At 59.0% G+C, this 15,863-nt stretch carries 15 protein-coding genes; 8 read left to right on the top strand and 7 right to left on the bottom strand.

Annotated features, from left to right (window positions below; translation table 11 throughout):
- Positions 1 to 74: 74 nt before the first annotated feature.
- Positions 75 to 911, bottom strand: coding sequence for a sulfite exporter TauE/SafE family protein (locus P3M64_RS12600; protein ID WP_243644726.1), 837 nt, complete (start codon positions 909 to 911; stop codon positions 75 to 77).
- Between the two features lie 423 nt (positions 912 to 1,334).
- On the opposite strand from P3M64_RS12600, the gene P3M64_RS12595 reads away from it, so the two are divergent.
- The 7 genes from P3M64_RS12595 to P3M64_RS12565 all read left to right on the top strand — a co-directional run bounded on the left by P3M64_RS12595 (position 1,335) and on the right by P3M64_RS12565 (position 8,265).
- Positions 1,335 to 2,624, top strand: coding sequence for an APC family permease (locus P3M64_RS12595; RefSeq protein WP_132938371.1), 1,290 nt, complete (start codon positions 1,335 to 1,337; stop codon positions 2,622 to 2,624).
- A gap of 286 nt (positions 2,625 to 2,910) precedes the next feature.
- Positions 2,911 to 3,489 carry a DUF6134 family protein gene (locus P3M64_RS12590; protein ID WP_132938372.1) on the top strand — a complete coding sequence of 193 codons (579 nt, stop codon included), beginning with the start codon at positions 2,911 to 2,913 and terminating at the stop codon, positions 3,487 to 3,489.
- Positions 3,490 to 3,533: 44 nt separating this feature from the next.
- On the top strand, positions 3,534 to 4,184 hold the full coding sequence (locus P3M64_RS12585) for a thermostable hemolysin (RefSeq protein WP_132938373.1): 651 nt from the start codon (positions 3,534 to 3,536) through the stop codon (positions 4,182 to 4,184).
- On the top strand, positions 4,177 to 5,664 hold the full coding sequence (locus tag P3M64_RS12580) for an AMP-binding protein (protein ID WP_165886250.1): 1,488 nt from the start codon (positions 4,177 to 4,179) through the stop codon (positions 5,662 to 5,664). The genes P3M64_RS12585 and P3M64_RS12580 overlap by 8 nt, the downstream gene beginning before the upstream one ends.
- Before the next feature lie 13 nt (positions 5,665 to 5,677).
- Complete coding sequence (locus P3M64_RS12575; RefSeq protein WP_132938375.1) at positions 5,678 to 6,367, top strand: TenA family transcriptional regulator; 690 nt, start codon at positions 5,678 to 5,680, stop codon at positions 6,365 to 6,367.
- Entirely contained in the window at positions 6,364 to 7,158 is a 795-nt protein-coding gene (locus P3M64_RS12570) for an SDR family NAD(P)-dependent oxidoreductase (RefSeq protein WP_132938376.1), read from the top strand. Before P3M64_RS12575 ends, P3M64_RS12570 begins: the two co-directional genes overlap by 4 nt.
- A 417-nt stretch (positions 7,159 to 7,575) precedes the next feature.
- Positions 7,576 to 8,265 carry a TetR/AcrR family transcriptional regulator gene (locus P3M64_RS12565; RefSeq protein ID WP_132938377.1) on the top strand — a complete coding sequence of 230 codons (690 nt, stop codon included), beginning with the start codon at positions 7,576 to 7,578 and terminating at the stop codon, positions 8,263 to 8,265.
- A gap of 38 nt (positions 8,266 to 8,303) precedes the next feature.
- On the opposite strand, the gene phoB is transcribed toward P3M64_RS12565, so the two are convergent.
- The 6 genes from phoB to dctP form a co-directional block, all read right to left on the bottom strand.
- Complete coding sequence (gene phoB / locus P3M64_RS12560; protein ID WP_132938378.1) at positions 8,304 to 9,002, bottom strand: phosphate regulon transcriptional regulator PhoB; 699 nt, start codon at positions 9,000 to 9,002, stop codon at positions 8,304 to 8,306.
- Between the two features lie 16 nt (positions 9,003 to 9,018).
- A complete protein-coding gene (gene phoU / locus P3M64_RS12555; RefSeq protein ID WP_132938379.1) occupies positions 9,019 to 9,732 on the bottom strand; it encodes a phosphate signaling complex protein PhoU in 714 nt (237 codons plus the stop codon).
- 684 nt (positions 9,733 to 10,416) lie between these two features.
- The gene (locus P3M64_RS12550) at positions 10,417 to 11,673 is read right to left on the bottom strand and encodes an ATP-binding protein (RefSeq protein ID WP_132938380.1); all 1,257 of its coding nucleotides are present in this window, start codon (positions 11,671 to 11,673) and stop codon (positions 10,417 to 10,419) included.
- Positions 11,674 to 11,779: 106 nt separating this feature from the next.
- Positions 11,780 to 13,096: a TRAP transporter large permease gene (locus tag P3M64_RS12545; RefSeq protein WP_132938381.1), complete on the bottom strand. Its 1,317-nt coding sequence runs from the start codon at positions 13,094 to 13,096 to the stop codon at positions 11,780 to 11,782.
- Positions 13,097 to 13,098: 2 nt separating this feature from the next.
- Positions 13,099 to 13,626, bottom strand: a complete 528-nt coding sequence (locus P3M64_RS12540; RefSeq protein WP_207893120.1) for a TRAP transporter small permease — start codon at positions 13,624 to 13,626, stop codon at positions 13,099 to 13,101.
- 171 nt (positions 13,627 to 13,797) lie between these two features.
- Entirely contained in the window at positions 13,798 to 14,811 is a 1,014-nt protein-coding gene (gene dctP / locus P3M64_RS12535) for a TRAP transporter substrate-binding protein DctP (RefSeq protein ID WP_132938382.1), read from the bottom strand.
- Positions 14,812 to 15,178: 367 nt separating this feature from the next.
- Here dctP and P3M64_RS12530 point away from each other — a divergent pair, with 367 nt between their 5' ends.
- Positions 15,179 to 15,853 carry a GntR family transcriptional regulator gene (locus tag P3M64_RS12530; RefSeq protein WP_132938383.1) on the top strand — a complete coding sequence of 225 codons (675 nt, stop codon included), beginning with the start codon at positions 15,179 to 15,181 and terminating at the stop codon, positions 15,851 to 15,853.
- Positions 15,854 to 15,863: the final 10 nt, after the last annotated feature.

Here is a 15,863-nt window from a genome sequence, read left to right as displayed (position 1 = left end):
CCGACGGAAAGAGGGATGCCGACCCCCGAAAAAATAGAGGCGGAACGACCACCCTTCGCCTCCTTGGCGCGCGTTCAGCGCACCAAGGAGGCGAACATCCGCAAGGACGTTAAAAATAGGAACAACGCAAAAGCGCGTCGCAACCAGAGGGGGTGTATGTTGTGGGCGATTTTAGCGCCCAGGGGCGCCGTCACCATGGTTGCCGGAACGATCAAAGCGAACCCGATTAAATTGGCGTAACCGATGCTGAACGGCGGCAGGTCGGAAGCGCCCAGACCGCCGAGGATAAAACCAATCGTGCCCGGAATGCTGACGATCAAGCCGATCGCGGACGCCGTGCCGACGGCGCGGCGAATAGGATAGCTGAAGGCGCTGAGGATAGGGACCGTGAGCGTCCCCCCGCCGATGCCCATCATCACCGAAAAACCGCCGATGATAAATCCGATGAAGTGGCGCACGATACCTCCGGGCAAACGCTCGGCGATATGCATACCTTCCTTGCGAAAAGCCATGTTGAGCGAGACCAGAATCGCCACGACGGCAAAAACTCCCGTCAGCACGCTACCTTTGGCGACCCCCCCCACGATGGCGCCCACCACCACACCGACGGCGATGGCGACGCCCCAGCTTTTAAGCAACGCCATATCGACGCCGCCACGGCGGTAATGGGCGCGCATCGACATGATCGAGGTAGGGATGATCGTCGCCAGCGAGGTGCCCACTGCCAGATGCATGCGCACCGCTTCGTCGATCCCTAAATAGGGAAACAAATTAAACAAGACGGGAACGATGACGATCCCCCCCCCGACACCCAACAACCCCGCGAGCACGCCGGCGATCCCTCCGGTCGCCAATAACCCCAACGCAAAAGACAGCATAAATGTCGGATCGGCCATCATCGTGTTGATCATCTAATTATTTTCTCCCTTATTCGCGGTGTGTGCGGTTCCGACACGCCCCGCGCAAGAATCGAGTCTCCATCCCTTATCGTCGTTTCATGCCAGAGGAAACGATCAAGCGCAACGCCCCGTTCCGCTCCGGTCGATCTCTTTGTTCGTTTTTTCTTTTTACACGCCGCGCGAGATTGTTTTTCAATTATCTTTTGTAAATTCAAAAATTTATTCTCCCTCTTGCTCCGGCCGGCCATAAACGGGCTTGCCTAACCTCGTGGCGACGGGCGCGACGCACAAAGGAAAACGGCGCGGTCCACGGACGAATATTCCGGCGCGCTTTCTATGTGGTGAAACCATGGTGTAAAGTGAACCATGGTGCACAGTGTCTGGGACACGGTGCGAGAAATTCACCGCATGGCGACACCCTCATGAGACGGCGACATGGCGCGCAAGACGGATAAAATCGGCTTTTGGAGCGCCACCGCCATTGGCGTCGGCGGCATGGTCGGCGGTGGAATTTTCGCCGTATTGGGGTTATCGGTACAAGTTACCCGCGCCGGGGCCCCGCTTGCCTTCGCCCTTGCCGGAGGCGTCGCCCTGCTCAGCGCCTACTCCTACGTCAAGCTGTCGGTAACTTTCCCCAGCGAGGGAGGAACAGTCTCCTATATCGACAAAGCCTTTGGTCCCGGCCTGTTTAGCGGATCGGCCAACATTTTGCTTTGGCTGAGCTATATTATCATGTTGTCGCTTTACGCCCATGCCTTTGGCAGTTACGCGGCCCAACTCATGCCCGCAAGCCAACAGGTCTTCTGGCTTCATGCCTACATCAGCCTCGCCGTTCTCACGATGACCGCCTTGAACATGGGGGCGGTTAAAATTGTCGGCGAAGCCGAAGACGTCATCGTCGTGATCAAAATCTCTATTTTGCTCGTTTTCGTTCTTATCGGCGCGCTAAGCATCGACCCGTCCCGACTCGCCCCGTCGCAATGGGCGGCCCCGTTGCCCTTGGCGGCGGGCGGCATGCTCATTTTCGTCGCCTACGAAGGTTTCGAGTTGATCGCCAACACCGCCCGAGACGTCCGCGACCCCGTACGCACCTTGCCGCGCGCTTTTTATGCCGCGGTCGGTTTCGTCATCGTGCTTTATATTGCGGTCAGCGCCGTCGCCGTGGGCAATTTGACAATTCCCCAGATCATCGCCGCACGCGATTTTGCCCTGGCCGCGGCGGCGCAGCCTTTTCTCGGAGAAAGCGGCTATATGGTGATCACGATCGCCGCCCTGCTATCGACGGTATCGGCGATCAACGCAACCCTCTACGGCGCGGCGCGCCTGTCGTATGTCATCGCCAAGGACGGCGAATTGCCCCGGTTCCTGGAACGCAAAGTCTGGAGCCGCCCCGTCGAAGGCCTGCTCATAACCTGCGGCGCGACCCTCCTGACCGCCAATTTTTTCGACATTCAAAGTATCTCGACAATGGGAAGCACGGGTTTCCTGCTGATTTTCGCCATCGTCAATGCCGCCGGATTTATTTTGGCGGAAAAAACCGGTGGGCGGCGGTGGATCAGCGCCCTGGGCGGGGCGTCGTGCCTGGCCGCCCTGGCCAGTCTCATTTGGCGGACTGCCACCACCACACCATCGAAATTAGGGATTCTGGCCGCCATGATCGCCCTCGCCGTAGGCGTGGAAATCCTTTATCGCCTGTTCGTCCGCAAGACCAACGCGCGGGTTTAGGGTCAGGACCTAGGGTCAAGACCTCTTAATCTGAAGCCTTTCGGCGCCGACGCGCCCGCGTTCATCCGCGGGCTTCGCCCTCATAGCAACGCATTATTCCTTCCCCGTTCCTCTTTCTCAACACCGCCAAATATTCAGGACGGGTTCAGACTTAGCCGTTTAAATTAAATTTAATATGATATTGTTCAGTATATGGTGATAAATAGTGCGTACTTGCAAGTACTTCATGGCATTACCCTTTGTTTTTATATTACCTTTATTTACAATGGGATTTACTTCGGTTGCCGTGGCGGATACCCTGGATTACACCGTCCTACGCAACGGCGCCCCGATCGGCAGTCACGTCATCGACATTTCCGGCCCCGACGGAGGGCAAACGGTAAAAATCACGACAAAAATACGGGTTAAGGTTGTTTTTCTCACCGTATACCACTTTACCCACGTCGCCGAAGAACGCTGGCGCGACGGACGTTTGATCGCCCTGACCTCGAACACGAACGACGATGGCGTCAATAAAAGCCTCAGCGCCCACGCGACCCCGCAAGACATCGCCGAGCACGCCACCGTAAAAGGCAAGGAAATTGCCTATGGCGTCCCTCTCGACACCCTGCCCGCGAGCCTATGGCGCGAGGATATCGTCCGCCGGACGCAATTGATCAATACCCTGGACGGCCATGTGATGCACATCCGGGTGACGGACTTGGGCGCCGACCGGCTTAGCGTGCGCCACCACGATGTCGCAGCCCATCACTACCGGCTAAAGGGCGACCTCGAACGCGATCTTTGGTACGACGGCGCACAGACGCTGGTAAAGGTGCGATTCAAGGGATCTGACGGCTCGGACATCGTTTACGCCCTACGTTAACCCCACAATCGCCGGATCGGCCATCAGGATTATCGAGGTTTTTCATGACATTCACCATCATCGAACAAACCGACCCCGACCGCGGTCAGGCCGAGGAAACCGTGCGCGCCGCATTTGCCCGCCAATACGGCGCGTCGGTCGGCGAATTCGCCCCCACCCTGGTCGCCCTTAGGCCTGGGCGCGGCGATATTCATCGGGAAACTTGGAACAGGGAAACTTGGCATGGAGAAACTTTGGGCGGTATATCGTGCGTCGCCGGAATTCGTTTCGCCACCGACGGTTTTTTTTCCGAACGCTACCTCGACCAGCCGATCGAAACGCTGCTGAGACCGTTGTGGAACGCCCCCGTCCGGCGCGAGCACATCGCCGAGGTCACCAATCTTGCCGGAATGAAACCGAGAAGTTCCCAAATTCTGATCGCCTACGTCATTCATTTGTGCCGCCAACGATCGATCCAGTGGGCCTTTTTTACCGCCGGAGAACGCTTGCGCGCCGCGCTTCGACGAGCCGGAATTCTAACCCTGGATCTCGGGCCGGCATTGCCCGAGCGCATGGACAATCCCGACGCCTGGGGAACGTACTACGCCACCAATCCTCATGTCGTCGCCATTCACGATTCGATGGTCGCGATGCGTGGCATTCCCGCAAGAGATGAGCGTACTCCCCCTTTGCTGAAAGATTCCGCCCTTGCATAACGCTTTCGACGCCCTCGCCGAGCATATCCGCACCCGCCCCGACGCCGTCGCCGTCACCGACCATCTCGGCGACGCGCTGACCTACGCCGAATTGGGCCGGCGGGTCCAAGGCCTCGCCAACGCCCTCGCGGACGCTCCGCCGGTTTTGGGCGTCCTGATGACCAATACCGTCGCGTGGATCGTCGCCGATCTCGCCGTGAGTCTGTCGGGAAAGACCTTGGTCGCACTGCCGCCTTTTTTCTCTCCGGGACAACTGCGCCATATCATCGCCGACGCCGGGGTTGGGCGAATTTTACACGACGCCCCGCTAAGCGACTTGGCGAACGCGCTGGTGGAAGGCTCCAGTCTCCAAACTCGGATAGCCGGGCCGACACGCGCCCCTTTCGTCGTCGATCGGCGTGCGATCGCGCGATCGCGACGGCTGATTTACACATCGGGCACCACCGGCACGCCCAAAGGGGTCATCCTCGGCCCCGAACAGATCGCCGTTAGCGTCCAAGCCCTGATTGGAGCCACCGCGAGCACGCAGAGCGCACGCTATCTGTCGGTACTGCCGTTCGCCTTGCTGTTGGAGCAAATCGCCGGAATTTACGCCCCGTTGACGGTCGGCGCGCGTGTCCACATCGCAGGAACGGTGGCGCAGCAGTGCGCCCAAGGAAATTCGTCGGCGATCATTGCGGAAAGCGAAGCCTTTCGCCCGACCACGACGGTGCTGATCCCGCAAATTCTGCAGGCGTGGGTCGCCGCCCTTCAACACGACGTCAGGCGCGCGCCCGAAAGCCTGAACTTCATCGCCGTCGGCGGCGCTCCGGTCCCCAATCGACTCAGCCGCGCGGCATGGGCGGCCGGTCTTCCGGTTTACGAAGGTTATGGACTTTCCGAATGTTGCGCCGTGGTCTGCGTCAACCGCCCCGGCGCGCGGCGTGAGGGGAGCGTCGGACGCCCTCTTGAAGGACTCGACGTGACCATCGAGGACGGCGAAATTACCGTCGAGGGCCCCACCGTCATGGAAGGCTATCTACATCGTCCCGGCGCCGAGGGGCGCATCGCCACCGGCGACCTGGGGCATTTCGACGATGATGGGTTTCTCTACGTCGAGGGGCGCAAGGACACCGTCTTAAGCACCTCCGGGGGACGCAACATCACCCCGGAATGGATCGAGGCGGCGATCCTGACCGACACTAGAATTGAAACCGCCATCCTGTGCCTGTCCGGCGACGGCGCGCCGGGCGCTCTTCTGGTCGCCGCGCCCGGCGGCAGGGTCGCGCTCGCCGTCATGACGGCGGAAGAACTACGCCATGCGGTTCACCGCACGCTCGCGGATATTCCCCACTACGCATGGCCCGTTCACTGCCGTCTCGTCGATCGACAAACCGCCATCGCCCAAGGTTGGCTGAGCGCGACGGGACAGCCTATACGCACCGCCATCGCCCATAACGCGGCCGCTCTTTTCATCGCCCACAGCCACATGGCTTTATGAGGAACGTGCTCCAATGTCTTTTTTCCATACCCTAAGCGCCGAAACCGGCGGCGCGCGCGCCGCCTTCCTGTCGATCCCTCTTATCCGTCACACAGCACAGTTTGGCGCGCCGGCGGCGCTTTACGCCAAGTATCTCGCCGAGGCCTATCACCACGTGCGGTTCACGGTGCCGCTCTTGAAGCAGGCCGCCGGGCGCTGCGGTCCCGCGGACACAATATATAAAAAGGCCCTCGCCCATTATATTGAGGACGAACGCGGTCACCAAGAATGGATATTGAACGACATCCGCGCCCTGGGACGGGATGAACAGGCCGTGCGCCGGGGGCACGGTGGGCTGGCCTGCCGGGTGATGGTCGCCTACGCCCGCTTCGCCATCGATGAAATCAGTCCTTACGCCCTGTTGGGCATGGTTCACGTCCTCGAAGGAATGTCCGTCGCCCTGGCGCAAAACGTGGCGCAAAGCGTGGCCCAGGCAATTGCCGCCGATTTCCAGGGGTCTCCACCCGACGCCTTTTCCTATCTAACGTCCCACGGCGCGCTCGACACCGAACACGTCGCCTTCTTCGAGACCCTCCTCGACACCATCGACGATCCTCAAACACAAGGCGTCATTGTCCAGGCGGCAAGGGATTTTTACATTTTGTTCGGTGACATTTTCCGCACCCTTTCCCTCGACGCCAATCTCAAGCAGGTGGCGTTATGAATATCGACGGCGCAAATATCGTCCTGACCGGGGCCGGTTCCGGTATCGGTCAGGCCATGGCGTGTGAACTGTCACGGCGCGGAGCGTACTTGACCCTGGCCGACATCAACGCCCAGGGATTGGAGCAAACCCACGCGCTTCTAGCCAGGCCGGAGGCCGCCGCCATGGTTGTTTCGGACGTCACCACGGCCGAGGGGCGCGCGGCGATCGTGCACGCGGTCGAGGCCCGCTCGGATATCCTGGACATCCTGATCAACAACGCCGGCGTGGTCGCCGCCGGTCCCATCGACACCCTGAGCGACACGCAAATTGAACGGATCTGCCGCGTCAACATCATGGCCCCAATGGCGCTGAGTAGAGATTGCCTCCCTCTTTTACGGCGCGCGAGGCCGGGGATGGTGGCCAACGTCGGCTCGGTATTCGGCGACATCGCCTTTCCCCTGTTCGCCGCTTATTCAGCGAGTAAATTCGCCGTGCGCGGATTATCCGACGCCCTACGCCGGGAACTGGCGGATGACGATATTTTCGTCACCTACATTGCGCCACGGGCTGCAAAAACGGCGGCGAGCAGCACTTTCAAACACCTGATCGAACCTTTCCGAATGCGCCTCGACACGCCGGAAAAAGTCGCCCAGGGGGCCGTCAGGGCCATCGCGCGCCACCGCCGGACGGCCTACCCCATGGGCGCCGAGCGGTTTTACGTTTGTGTGCAGCGCCTCGCGCCGAATATTATCGACAGCGCCCTGACCCGTCAGATCGCCGCCTATCGCCGTCAGGGTCCTCGTCCCTAGTGGTTTGAGTTTAACATTTGAGTCCGATGCAATTGGACACAAATGTGTGAAGAAATCAAACTGCAACAAAAAGATAGATAGTGGTCGGCCCGATGGTTCGCGAGAGCGAAACGTCGGAGTCGATCCACTAGTGGTTTGCGTTTAACATTTGAGTCCGATACCCTTGGACGCAAATGTGTGAAAAAATCAAACCGCAACGAAAAGAGAGATCGCGGTCGGCCCAATCGTTTGCGAGGGCGAAACGTCGGCCCGATCCAGTAGGCCTGGGCAAGGAAGAAACGATCTGCGCCGAGACAAGGGGTTGATTTTTTCCTCCCCCGTGAAATGATGGCCCCATGAAATGATGGATCGAAAGTCCGTACGAGAAAGACGCTCCGCTGCGGTCAATGGGTTAAAAACAATAGGGCGCAGGAGACCATGCACGCACAAAGCGGTCAACAGCGGCGGGAGCCTTCCCCGGAACCTCGCCCCCCGACAAAAAGAACCCGGCTTTCCCGCGAAGAAAGAGAAAAACAAATCATCGACGGCGCCATACGGTTTTTTGCCGAAGTCGGTTTCGAGGGAAAAACTCGGGATCTGGCGAAACGGCTAGGCATTACCCAGCCGCTTTTGTATCGCTACTTCGACAGCAAGGAGACCTTGATCGAGCGGGTTTACCAGGAGCTTTTCATCGCCCGCTGGGACCCCAAATGGGAAACCCTCATTCGTCAGCGCAAGCGCACCTTGGAAGATCGTCTAATCACCTTTTACAAGGAATATTACCGCGCCACTTTCAATTACGAATGGGTGCGCATTCTCGTCTTCGCCGGGTTAAAGGGCGTCGATATCAATGGACGATACATCGAAATCGTCCGCGATAAGTGGATTCTTCCCGTTTGCGAGGAACTGCGCCTGTTCGCCGGACTTCCTCCCGCCTGCGAAATTCCGATTACCGACGAGGAAATGGAAATCGGCTGGGAACTGCACGGCAGTTTTTTCTACATGGCGGTGCGCAAATGGGTCTACACCATGGCGGTGCCCGGAGATGTCGAGCCGATCATCGAACGGATGATCCGCCTGTTCCTGAACGGCGCCCGCGACACCTTGCGCACCCAAATCGAAACTTGACGGCACTGCGACGTGAACGCCGCCCCTCGTCGAGGCCCCTACCCGGCGCCGTGCTCGCTGTCGATGGCGTAACCCGCCCCGCGAACGGTGCGGATGATGTCCGTGTCGTCGTTTTCATTAAGCGCCTTGCGCAAACGGCGAATGTGGACATCGACGGTACGCGCCTCGACATAAATATCGCGCCCCCACGCCATGTCGAGCAGGGATTCGCGGGAAAACACCCGGCCCGGCCGTTCCATCAAGATACGTAATAGACGAAATTCGGTTGGTCCCAGATGAACGGCGCGACCGTCTCGGGTCACCTTATGGGCGGCAAGGTCCATGGTGATGCCGCCATAGGAAATGTGCTCCTCGTCCAACCCCGGACGGGTGCGGCGCATCACCGCGCGGACCCGGGCGATCAACTCGCCGGGCGAAAACGGTTTCACCAGGTAATCGTCCGCCCCACTGTCCAGACCGCGCACCCGGTCTGATTCCTCGCCGCGCGCGGTCAGCATGATGACCGGCAGACGCTTGGTCTGGGTACGTTCGCGCAGACGGCGGCAGACCTCGATCCCGGACAATTCCGGCATCATCCAATCGAGCAGAACCAGATCCGGGCCTTCTTCCTCGACCACCAGCAAGGCTTCCTCGCCATTAACCGCCGTAACCACTCGATAACCCTCACTTTCGAGGTTGTAACGCAGAACCTCGACCTGGGCCGGTTCATCCTCGGCAATCAAAATCAGGGGCGTCATCGTTTTCGAACCTTTCCTACCGCGGATTTACCACCGTTGCGCTCGCCTCATCCTTTTTCGTTCGCTCGGTGGGGAACTTCGTTCCCGTGGACATGAAATGGACCTGTTCGGCGATCGACGTGACGTGATCGCCGATCCGTTCCACGTTCTTGGCGATAAAGAGGAGGTGGGTGCACGGCGTGATATTGCGGGCATCTTCCATCATGTAGGTCAGAAGCTCGCGGAAAAGACTGGTGTGATGCTGATCGACCTCTTCGTCGCGATTGCGCACATCCGTCGCCTTGGCGTCGTCACCGTTGGCGTAGGCGTCGAGGACGTTTTTGATCATGTCCTGCACCAACGCCGACATCCGCACGATGGACGCGGCGACACCGCTAATCGGATGAGAATGGGACAACGTAATCGTCCGCTTGGCGATATTCTTGGTGTAATCGCCGATCCGTTCCAAATTGCTGGCGATCTTAAGCGCCGCGGTGACCGAACGCAAATCGTCGGCAACCGGATTGCGCAGCGCCAAAATGCGGATCGTGACCTCGTCGATGGCCTGTTCCAGATTGTCGATTTGCCGGTCGTCGCGAACGACTTGTTCCGCCAATTCGCTGTCGCGGCGCTTCAAGGCGTCAACCGCCCGGGCCAGCTGAATTTCCGCAAATCCCCCCATTTCGGCGATCAAATTGTTGATGTGGGAGAGTTCCTCGTCAAACGACTTGACGATATGTTCGCCTTCCATTGTTTTTCTCCTTGGCCGCCGGACGTTCGAAGCGGCCTACCATACGGGCCGGTGTTCGTTCGCCGGAGGCGGTGTCAAAATAAGTTCCATCGTTCTGCGCCGCCCTTGAAAAGCACAGTACACGTCACCGCACATTCATAAGCAAGCCCCGACATGCCCGCAAAAGACTCCGGGAACGACAATGCCGGCGCGCACGTTGCGCCAAATGGGTGACAATGACAATGAGATAAGTATCGCGGAGTTCGCCGATAAATTCTTCCTTTTTCGCGATCGCCTCACCCGCTAATACCCCGACAAGTGACGCCGCGATCGCCCGGGCGGACCTTCCCGGCGATCGGTTGAACCCGGACGGAAACCGTCCTGTCGACACAAACGAAAAGAACCACAGGCCCTCAACAACGATGGAACGAATGTTTCGCCCTAAAAAACGGCAACCGTGGAGCTGAAGATCGAGAAACACCCGATTGCCTTCTCCACGGCGATCCGCGCATCGCACCCCCGGCGTGACGTACATCCGGCCTCCGCAGGGGCGCATTGCGGAATTCATAAAATTCATGTGTCTTCAAAAAGGCCGGCGCGAACCGCCTCCTTATCTCGACACGCAAACCCTAGGCGTCCCCGGGGTCTATTTTATGTCAAAGAAATTACACTTTTATGACGCCCTTGGGGCGTCGGTCGAGGCGGCTATGGCGTCTTGAATTCGGGCAGTTGAACGGTAAACGTCGCGCCCTCGCCGGGGGCGCTTTCGATCGTCAATTTGCCGCGATGGCGATTAACAATATGCTTGACGATGGCCAAGCCCAGTCCGGTTCCGCCGATCGCCCGTGAGCGCCCTTTGTCGATTCGGTAGAAGCGCTCGGTCAGGCGCGGAATATGCTCGGACGCGATCCCTTCTCCGGCGTTGCGGATTGCAACCGCAACGCCGGGAACCGCGATATCGACAATACGCGCGACGGCGTCGAGGCGCACTTCGACGGTGGTGTTTTCCGCGCCATACTTCAGCGCGTTGGACAGCAAATTGTTAAAAACTTCAACCAGTTGATCTTCATCTCCGGTGACGTCGGGAAGGTTGGCGCCTTCGCGAAGGACAATTTTGTTGCCCCGTTCCTGAGCCGTCTGCGCCAAGGTGGCGATAACCGTTTTAAGCAGCTCCGTCAGGTTTACGCGTCCCTGCGGGCGGACATGCTCGTTGACCTCGACACGCGAAAGCGAGAGCAGATCATCGACCAGACGAGCCATCCGCCAGGCTTCCATTTCCATGATCGACAGAAACCGCGCACGCGCCTCGGCGTCGTCCCTGGCGGGGCCTCGCAAAGTTTCAATAAACCCCGTCAGCGCACTCAGCGGCGTGCGCAGTTCATGACTGACGTTGGCCACGAAGTCCGATTGCATGCCCTCTAGCTTCAATCGTTCGGTGACGTCGTGAAAAACCAACATGGCGCGGCGGCGTGCGGGGTCTTCATGGTTAAGGGCGAGGACGTGAACATCGAACGTGCGCGCCAAAGATCCTGAAAATTGCGTTTCCAGGTGTTGGGCATCCCCGCTTTGAAAGGATTGCGACACCGCCGACAATAATTGCGGTTGACGCAACGATTGGGAAAGGTCGCGTCCCACCATTGCGGGGCCGATCATATCCTTCGCCGCCTTGGTCGCCGCCAAGACGGTACGACGGCTATCGACCAAAACCACCGGATCGGGAAGAATGTCTAAAATCGTCATTTCCGCTTCGTTGCGGTGGATTTCGGTTTTACTGTCCTTGCTCTCACGCTTCACGCGCGGCGACGGGCGCAAGAAATAGCCCATGATCAGCGCCGCGACGATCAGCGCCGCCGCAGGCGGGGTCATGGCGTCGATACCGGTCAGCACCAGCGTCGCCAGCAGCGCCGGCGCAAACGGCTTGACTCTTGACAATCCGTGCATCACTTCCCTCAATTCACGCATCCGCGACGTTCCCCCAACGAGAGGTTATCGCACGGAGCGGAGCGAATGGGAACCGTCGGCATAGCGACAGGCGCAGCGACCTTCTGGACATCGCCAGGGTCGGGACCTAAAGCGCGCCGCCCATCAAGGTATTGGGCAGCCAAGTTACGATTTGAGGGAAAAAGCACAAGATGACGATCGCCAGAACCATGCACAACATGAACGGCAGCGCCCCTTTCAGCACCGTCGGTAGCGAAACGTCGGGAACAATACCGTTGATGACATAAAGGTTAAGTCCCACCGGGGGCGTGATCAGGCCGATTTCCATGTTGATCGTGAAGACCACCGCGAACCAATATGGATCGAACCCGGCATGGACGATAATCGGCAACAAAATCGGCGCGGTCATCAAAATGACGGCGACCGGCGGCAAGAAAAATCCGGCGACCAGCAAGAACAGATTGACCGCCGCCAGCAACATCCATTTGTTGACCGACAACAACGCAATGGTTTCGGCGACCGACTGAGTCACCGACAGCGACGACAGGGTAAAGCTGAACAGCGCCGACGCGCCGATGATCATCAGGATCATCACGCTCTCGCGCATCGAGTCGGAGACGATCGTCCACAATCGGCGCGGGCTCCAAATTTTGTAGATGATCGCGACCAAAACCAGGCACAGCATAGCGCCGACGCCCGCCGCCTCGGACGGCGTCGCGACGCCGCCATAGAGCACGTACAGGACGCCGACAATGATCGTAAGGAAGGGCAACACCCGTGGCAGAATCTGAAAGCGTTCGCGCCAGCTCACCCGATTGTTCTCGTCGAAAAAATCATACCCCTGCCGCCACGCCGTGTACAACGACCAGCCCATGAACAACCCGGTCAACATCAGCCCCGGCAAAAGGCCCGCCAAAAATAGCCGTCCGATCGACGTTTCGGTGGCGATGCCGTAAACGATCATGGTGATCGACGGCGGGATAAGAATTCCCAAAGTCCCCCCCGCGGCGATCGACCCCGTCGCCAAGCCGTCGGGATATCCCCGCTTGCGCATTTCGGGTATCCCCATCTTTCCGATCGCGGCGCAGGTCGCGGGCGACGAGCCGCTGAGCGCCGCGAACACGGCGCACGCCCCCAGGTTGGATATGATCAGCCCACCCGGAACGCGGTGCAGCCAGCGATCGAGGGCCTCGTATAGGTCCTTGCCCGCCGGCGACGAGGCCACCGCCGCGCCCATCACGATAAACATCGGGATCGAAACCAGAGAAAATTCGTTGAGACCGGCGAAAAACACATCGGCGACGCCGGACAGGGAATCCAGACCGTCAAAGGCGACCATGAACGCTACCGCGACCAGGCCAAGACCGAAGGCTACCGGGATCCCCGAGGCCAAAACAAGGATCGTCGCCACGGCCACCAGCAATCCGATGATTAAAGGATCCACGGTTACTCACCCTCCAACGCGCTATGGGCCGCCATCGCGAAAGGCATCTCCCTCCCGCTAAGCAAGGCCAGGATATCCGCGACATATTGCAGCGCCATTAGGCCGATGCCGACGGGCATGGCGAGATAGGGAATCCATAACGGAAGCTCCCACACCGTTTCGGTGCGCCACCCCCCCTCCCAGGCTTCGAGGAAAAGATTGCCGCCGCTCCACGCCAAAACCAACGAAAACGTCAACCCGCCCAAGCACGCCAGCAACGCCAGAACGACACGGGCGCGGTGGCCAAGGTAATGGGGCAGCAATTCGACATTGACGTGGCCTTTGATCAACAGGACGTACGGGCTGCCGATCAGGGCCGCCCCAACCAGGGAAAACGTGATGTAGTCGGTTTGCCACACTGTCGATGCGTTGAGGAAATACCGCCAAACCACCATCTGGCAGACGACCAGAATCGCCGAGGCGACCAGCAAGGAAGCGAAAACGCCACAAGCCGTGGACATGGCGCGAATCGAACGAATGAAAATATCCACCTCGGGGAACCTTAACTTTGAGTGTCGCGCTGAAAAATCGAAAAAACGGTCCCGAAACAGGACCGGATACGGGCCGGAACTCAGAAGACGAACCGGAACCACCACCCACACAGGAGAGGGGTGATCATAACCATGGCTGGTGGTCCCGGAAAGGGCGCCGACGATACGGCGTTACTGAACGGCGAGGGCTTCCTCGATCAACTTCTTACCGCCCGGAACTTTTTTCTCGAATTCGGCGTAAGACGTTTTCTTGGCGATGGCGCGCCAGGCGTCGGCTTCGGCCTTGGTCATGGTGATCACCTTGACCCCGGCTTTCTTGAACACCTTGACCATCTTGTCGTCGAGGCCCTTGGCGGCGTCGAAGAAGAAGGCCTCGGCTTTCTTTCCGGCGGCGAGAATGGCTTTTTGCTGGGCCTTGTTCAGTTTGTTGAACGACTTGGTGGACATCAAAATAGGTTCGTACATAAACCACAGGGCCTGATCGCCGGGGGCCGTCATGCACTTGGCCTGTTCGTAGATGCGGTAAGAAACGAAACTGCCCGAACTGGTGTTCGCCGCATCCAACACGCCGGTCTGCATGGCGGTGTATATTTCGGAACTGGGCATCGAAGCGATCGACGCCCCGGCCCCGACCAGCATTTGCTCGAAAGCCTTACCGGCGGCGCGGGTCACCAGCCCCTTCATGGTTTCGGGACCGCGAATGCACTGCTTGCGCGAGGCGAACCCACCCGCAAGCCACGTATCGGCAATCACCATCACGCCGGATTTGTTGATGATTTTTTTGATGTCCGCCATGAATTTTGAATTGTTCAACCGGCGCGCATGCTCGTGGTTCTTGACCAACCCCGGCATCAACGTGGCGTCGAATTCGGGATGTTGCCCCGCGGCGTAAGCCAGCGGAAAGGCCGTCAGGTCAAGCTGGCCGCGCGTCAACGGCGTCCATTGTTCTTTCGGCTTGTATAGGGACTTCGACGGGTAAATTTTGATTTTCAGATCGACGTTCGCCTTGGCGACATCATCGGCGATGATCTGCATCATTTTATGGCGCACGTCGGAGGTGTTCCACTGATGGGACGCTTTGAGCGTCGTCGCACCGGCGGTCGGCGCGAAAAAACCGGCGGACGCCAGCCCCATGGATACGACAATCGCCGCGGTTCCCACCGCGGTCTTCAAAAATAGGGTCATTGATGTTCTCCCACACCTTGTATCATTTTCATGATGTCTTTAGACGACATCTTGATGTTGACAGCCTCCCCAGGCGTCGGGAACAATTTATGGCTCGGTTGAATACCTGTCAAACCAAATTGTATACAAAAAACTCTTCCCTTATTCTTTTTGATGGCGCTAACCTAGCCCTGTGTTGGGGCGCGCCACGCTGGGGCGCCCCACGGTTGTCGTTTGCGCTTTTTTCCACAGATCGCAATACTGGACCGACACGGTCGCCGGGGTATCACCGAAAGTATTAAGGGACCGGAACGAAAACCCGGACCCCGAGGATAGCGACAGGACGATCCGGGAACGAAGGAAGGCTGGACGGTAGGGAGGACGCTCTGTGTCAGGCGCAAAAATCCGCGCTCAAGTTCTACGCGCACAATTGGAGCAAGAGATCATCACCGGCGCATTACGCCCGGGAACACGGCTGGATGAAATGTCGCTAACGGTGCGCTTCGGCGTGTCGCGCACGCCGGTGCGCGAGGCCTTGCGCCAACTGGCCTCGATCGGCTTGGTCGAACTGCGCCCCAATCGCGGCGCGCTGGTTGCGACTATCGGCATTCGTCAGCTGATGGAAATGTTCGAAACCATGGCCGGTTTGGAAGGCCTGTGCGCGGGCCTCGCCGCGCGCCGCCTCACGCCGCAAGAACGCCGAGATCTTCGCGAAATTCACGACACCTGCGCCCGCCTCGCCCACCAAGGCGCCCCCGACGAGTATTACGCCGCCAACGTCCGCTTTCACGAAACGATCTACGGCGGTGCGCACAACGGCTATCTGGCGGATCAAACCCGGGCCTTACGCAATCGTTTGGCGCCATATCGCCGTCTGCAACTGCGCCAACACAACCGCCTGCACGCCTCGTTCGGCGAACACGCCGAAATCCTGGACGCCATTGTTTCGGGAGATGACGCGTGCGCCGAAAAACTGATGCAAAAACATCTCACCGTCCAGGGCGACATGTTCAACGACCTCATCGCCAATCTTCCCGAAGACATGTTGCGTCCCGCCATTTGACCCCCCCACT

This window comes from Varunaivibrio sulfuroxidans, assembly GCF_029318635.1.
GTDB classification, from domain to species: Bacteria; Pseudomonadota; Alphaproteobacteria; order Rhodospirillales; family Magnetovibrionaceae; genus Varunaivibrio; species Varunaivibrio sulfuroxidans.
This window is presented reverse-complemented; position numbering and strand designations above follow the sequence as displayed.